The 4,537-nt window shown below is 65.7% G+C and carries 5 protein-coding genes and 1 pseudogene; all 6 read left to right on the top strand.

Going from position 1 to position 4,537, the window contains the following annotated elements; all coding sequences use genetic code 11:
• A partial coding sequence (locus JHD07_RS28635) for a YebC/PmpR family DNA-binding transcriptional regulator (RefSeq protein WP_291628283.1) occupies positions 1-419 on the top strand: 419 nt, incomplete at its 5' end.
• An 80-nt stretch (positions 420-499) separates the two neighbouring features.
• Entirely contained in the window at positions 500-1,027 is a 528-nt protein-coding gene (ruvC, locus tag JHD07_RS28630; protein WP_194389887.1) for a crossover junction endodeoxyribonuclease RuvC, read from the top strand.
• 142 nt (positions 1,028-1,169) lie between these two features.
• Positions 1,170-1,787, top strand: a complete 618-nt coding sequence (gene ruvA / locus JHD07_RS28625; protein ID WP_291628281.1) for a Holliday junction branch migration protein RuvA — start codon at positions 1,170-1,172, stop codon at positions 1,785-1,787.
• Between the two features lie 184 nt (positions 1,788-1,971).
• Positions 1,972-3,006: a Holliday junction branch migration DNA helicase RuvB gene (ruvB, locus tag JHD07_RS28620; protein WP_291628285.1), complete on the top strand. Its 1,035-nt coding sequence runs from the start codon at positions 1,972-1,974 to the stop codon at positions 3,004-3,006.
• Positions 3,007-3,105: 99 nt separating this feature from the next.
• Positions 3,106-3,975, top strand: coding sequence for a DUF6869 domain-containing protein (locus JHD07_RS28615; protein WP_291628280.1), 870 nt, complete (start codon positions 3,106-3,108; stop codon positions 3,973-3,975).
• A 105-nt stretch (positions 3,976-4,080) separates the two neighbouring features.
• Positions 4,081-4,537: pseudogene (locus tag JHD07_RS28610) on the top strand (metallophosphoesterase); the annotation flags it as partial.

The raw sequence follows: 4,537 nt of genomic DNA, 5'->3' as shown, positions 1-4,537 counted from the left end.
CCGACATCCGCTCCTACTTCACCAAGTCCGGCGGCAATCTCGGCGAAACCGGCTCGGTCTCCTTCATGTTCGACCGCACCGGAATCATCGAATACGACCGCAGCGTCGCCTCCGACGATGCCGTGCTGGATGCGGCGATCGAGGCCGGCGCCGACGACGTGGTGTCCGGCGAGAGCGGCCACGAGATCTACGCCTCGACCGAAAGCTATCGCGACGTCGCCAAGGCGCTGGAAGCCAAGTTCGGTGAGCCGCGCAAGGCCGCGCTGATCTGGAAGCCGCAAAACACTGTGACGGTCGACGACGAGACCGGCGAGAAGCTGCTCAAGCTGATGGACCTGCTCAACGAGCACGATGACGTCCAGCAGGTCTACGCCAATTTCGAGGTGTCGGACGCGCTGATGGCGAAGATGGGCGGGTAGGGATCGGCCGCGCCCACTTCCCCTGTTACTTCCGTTCTGTTTCTGTTTCCCTCAGTCCGGCCAGCCGCTATCACTGGCCCATGACTGCTCTCCCGATTCGTGGCCCCGTTCGCATCATCGGCATCGACCCCGGCCTGCGCCGCACCGGCTGGGGTGTGATCGAGGCCGAGGGCAACCGGCTGATCTACGTCGCCTGCGGTTCGGTGGAGCCGCCGGACGATTTGCCGCTGTCGAGCCGCCTGCTCGCGATCCATGAGGGCCTCGCGGCCGTTCTTTCCAACCACCAGCCGATGGAAGCTGCGGTCGAGCAGACCTTCGTCAACAAGGACGGCGTTGCCACGCTGAAACTCGGCCAGGCCCGCGGCGTCGCCATGCTGGCGCCCGCAATGTTCGGCATCTCTGTCGCCGAATACGCGCCGAACCAGGTCAAGAAGACGGTGGTCGGCGCCGGTCACGCCGACAAGCAACAGATCGCGATGATGCTCAAGATTTTGCTGCCCAAGGCCGAGCCGCCGTCGGCGGATGCTGCCGACGCGCTCGCCATCGCCATCACCCACGCCCATCATCGCCAGAGCACCGCGCTGCGGCTGAAGGTGGTGGGGATATGATTGATCGTCACGCGTCCTCGCCGTCATGCCCGGGCTTGTCCCGGGCATCCACGTTCTTTCCTGCCGATGTCAAAGACGTGGATGGCCGGGACAAGCCCGGCCATGACGAGAACGAAGTGTCTCACGCAGCCGGGGTCTTGAGATGATCGGCAAGCTCAAGGGCCTGATCGATTCCTACGGCGAGGATTTCGTCATCCTCGACGTCGGCGGGGTCGGCTACCAGGTGCATTGCTCCTCGCGCACCCAGCAGCATCTGCCCTCGCCCGGCGAAGCCGCCGTGCTGTCGATCGAGACCTACGTCCGCGAGGACCAGATCAAGCTGTTCGGCTTTCGCACCGACCAGGAGCGCGAATGGTTTCGCCTGCTCCAGACCGTGCAGGGCGTTGGCGCCAAGGTCGCGCTCGCCGTGCTCGGCACGCTCGCGCCGGCCGATCTCGCCAATGCCATTGCGCTGCGCGACAAGGCTGCGGTGGCGCGGACGCCCGGCGTCGGCCCCAAGGTCGCCGAGCGCATCGTCACCGAGTTGAAGGACAAGGCGCCGGCCTTTGCTAACGTCGATCCCGCCGTCGTGCATCTCGCCGGCGCCGTCGACGACCAGCGCGCGCCGCGGCCGGTTGCCGATGCGATCTCCGCGCTGGTCAATCTCGGCTACGGCCAACCGCAAGCCGCCGCCGCGATCGCATCGGCCTCGCGTAGCGCGGGCGAGAATGCCGAGACCGCGCAGCTCATTCGGCTTGGTCTGAAGGAACTGGCAAAGTGAGCGCGTCAATGGTCGAACTCGTAGGTTGGGCAAAGCGGCTTGTCCGCCGTAGCACACAGAGCGAAGGCGGAAGCGTGCCCACCACTTTCGGAACGATCGGAGCGATATGGTCGGCACGGCGCGAAGAGCGCCTTTGCCCACCCTACGAGGAGTTCGCTAAGTGAGCGATCCCAAGGCCAGCCGCATGGTCTCGCCCGAGCGCCGCAGCGACGACGTCGGCGACACCGCGCTGCGGCCGCAATCGCTGTCCGACTTCGTCGGCCAGCAGCAGGCGCGCAAGAACCTCTCGATCTTCATCGAGGCGGCGCGCAAGCGCGGCGAGGCGCTGGATCACGTGCTGTTCGTCGGTCCCCCCGGCCTCGGCAAGACCACGCTGGCGCAGATCGTGGCGAAGGAGCTCGGCGTCGGTTTCCGCGCCACCTCGGGCCCTGTCATCGCCAAGGCCGGCGATCTCGCAGCGCTCCTCACCAATCTCGAAGAGCGCGACGTGCTCTTCATCGACGAGATCCATCGCCTCAGCCCCGCGGTCGAAGAAGTGCTTTATCCCGCGATGGAGGACTTCCAGCTCGACCTCATCATCGGCGAAGGCCCGGCGGCGCGCTCGGTGAAGATCGAGCTGTCGAAGTTCACGCTCGTCGGCGCCACCACGCGCGCGGGGCTGCTCACCAATCCGTTGCGCGACCGTTTCGGCATTCCGGTGCGGCTGAATTTCTACACGATCGAGGAGCTGGAGAGCATCGTCACCCGCGGCGCCCGCGTGCTCAATGTCGGCATGAGCGCTGATGGCGCCAACGAGATTGCGCGCCGCGCCCGCGGCACGCCGCGCATCGCCGGCCGCCTGCTCCGCCGCGTGCGCGATTTCGCTTCGGCGGCCGATGCCGACAAGATCGACCGCAAGATCGCTGACCACGCGCTGAGCGCGCTCGAAGTCGATGCGGCCGGCCTCGACGCAATGGATAGACGCTATCTCTCGACCATCGCGCTCAATTATGGCGGCGGCCCGGTCGGCGTCGAGACCATGGCCGCAGCCTTGTCGGAGCCGCGCGATGCGATCGAGGACATCATCGAGCCCTATCTGATCCAGTGCGGCTATCTCCAGCGTACCCCGCGCGGTCGGCTGCTGACCTCGCATGCCTTCCGCCATCTCGGCCTCGCCGAACCAAACCGCGATCCGGCTCAATTCGGTTTGTTCGGCATCGACCCGTCCGAGGACGACTGACTGCCGCCAGCGGTGAACCGACCGCTTCGATCCCATCACTAATCCGAACGTGCGGCGAGCAGCATCGCCGTCTACGAATACGGATTGGAGCTGGAAGAAATGGGGCCGACGGACGACACCGGGCTGCTCGAGGTCATCGCCGCCGCGCCGCAACTGCGGACGCCTGACGAGACCGAGGCGTTCCTGGACCCGATGCCGATCAGCGAGCTGGCAGCGATGTGGTGCGCGCTTCAGCGCGTCAGCCGGCGCGACCAGGTCGGCAGTGTCTGGGCCCTGAAGCTCTATTTCGATCATCTGCCGCACCGCCGGCCGCAAGCCGCGCTCGATCTCGTGCTGGAGGTGCTCAGGACCGAGGCCGACAAGCCGACCGTGATGCAGCTCAACGACAAGTTCCTGCTGTCGCTGCTCTACGCGCATGGCGAGGAGGTGATCGGGCGCATCGAACAGGAGGCGGCACGCAATGATCGGCTGCGTTGGCTGCTCGGCGGCGTGCATGTCGATCCCCACGATCCCTTGATGTCGCGCCTTGCCGCATGCGCCGACAGCAAGGCCTGGCAGGTCGACCATCTGGCCCAGCGCACGCCGCGCGAGCCGCTCGATTGCGCCAACATGTCGACCGCTGCGCTCGCCCGCGCCTGGGTCGAGCAATATTCCAGGTCCGATCGCGATCAGGACGACAATTTCTTCGCGATCATGGATTTCGAGCGCGACCTGCGCGAGGACGATCCCGATGGGATGATCGACCTGATCCTGGAGATTCTGAAGATCGAGGCCAATCCGGTATTGCTGTCGCTGCTGGCCGCCGGTCCCCTCGAAGATGTGATCAGCGCCGGAACGATCGACCGCATCGAGCGCGAGGCGCGTGTCAATGAACGTTTTCGCGATCTGCTCGGCGGCGTCTGGTATTACCGCGTCCCGGACGAATTGAAGACGCGGCTGGATGCGTTGATTGGCGAAAGCCGCTGGTAATGTTTTTGCAGGCCTCTGCACGCAGATGCAGACGGCCTGCACCAGCGCACCCCAATTCCGCTCCAATCGGGCCGCATCAGAAGGCTGTATGAACATCGGGCTTCCATGATCACGCGCCGTCATTTCTTCCGTTCCGTCGGCGGCCTGTCCGCGCTCGGTGTCTCGACCGCAGCCTACGGCGTCGGAGTCGAGCCGATGCTGCGGCTTCGCGTCACCCGTTATCATCCGGTGCCGCGGCAGTGGCCGGCCGATCTTCCGCTGAAGATCGCCGTCATCGCCGATCTCCACGCCTGCGATCCCTGGATGCCGCTGGACCGGGTCGCGGCCATCGTCGACCGTACCAACGCCCTGAACGCCGACCTCATCGTGCTGCTCGGCGATTATGTCGCCGGCCTGCATCAGGTCACGCGCATCATTCCGTGTACCGAATGGGCGCGCGTGCTGGCGGGCCTCAAGGCGCCGCTCGGCGTCCACGCCGTCATGGGCAACCACGATTATTGGGATGACAGAACGGTGCAGCGGGCCGGGCAGGGGGTGACTGTCGCTCACCGCGCGATAGAAA

This window comes from Bradyrhizobium sp. (assembly GCF_016462955.1).
In the GTDB taxonomy this organism is placed as follows: Bacteria; Pseudomonadota; Alphaproteobacteria; order Rhizobiales; family Xanthobacteraceae; genus Bradyrhizobium.
The sequence above is the reverse complement of the archived record's forward strand: the minus strand, read 5'-3'. Positions and strand labels throughout refer to the sequence as shown.

Excerpts from the sequence above, each read along its gene's own strand:
- ruvC (WP_194389887.1), top strand. The coding sequence starts at position 500 with ATGACTGCTCTCCCGATTCGTGGCCCCGTTCGCATCATCGGCATCGAC.
- ruvA (WP_291628281.1), top strand. The coding sequence starts at position 1,170 with ATGATCGGCAAGCTCAAGGGCCTGATCGATTCCTACGGCGAGGATTTC.
- ruvB (WP_291628285.1), top strand. The coding sequence starts at position 1,972 with ATGGTCTCGCCCGAGCGCCGCAGCGACGACGTCGGCGACACCGCGCTG.
- JHD07_RS28615 (WP_291628280.1), top strand. The coding sequence starts at position 3,106 with ATGGGGCCGACGGACGACACCGGGCTGCTCGAGGTCATCGCCGCCGCG.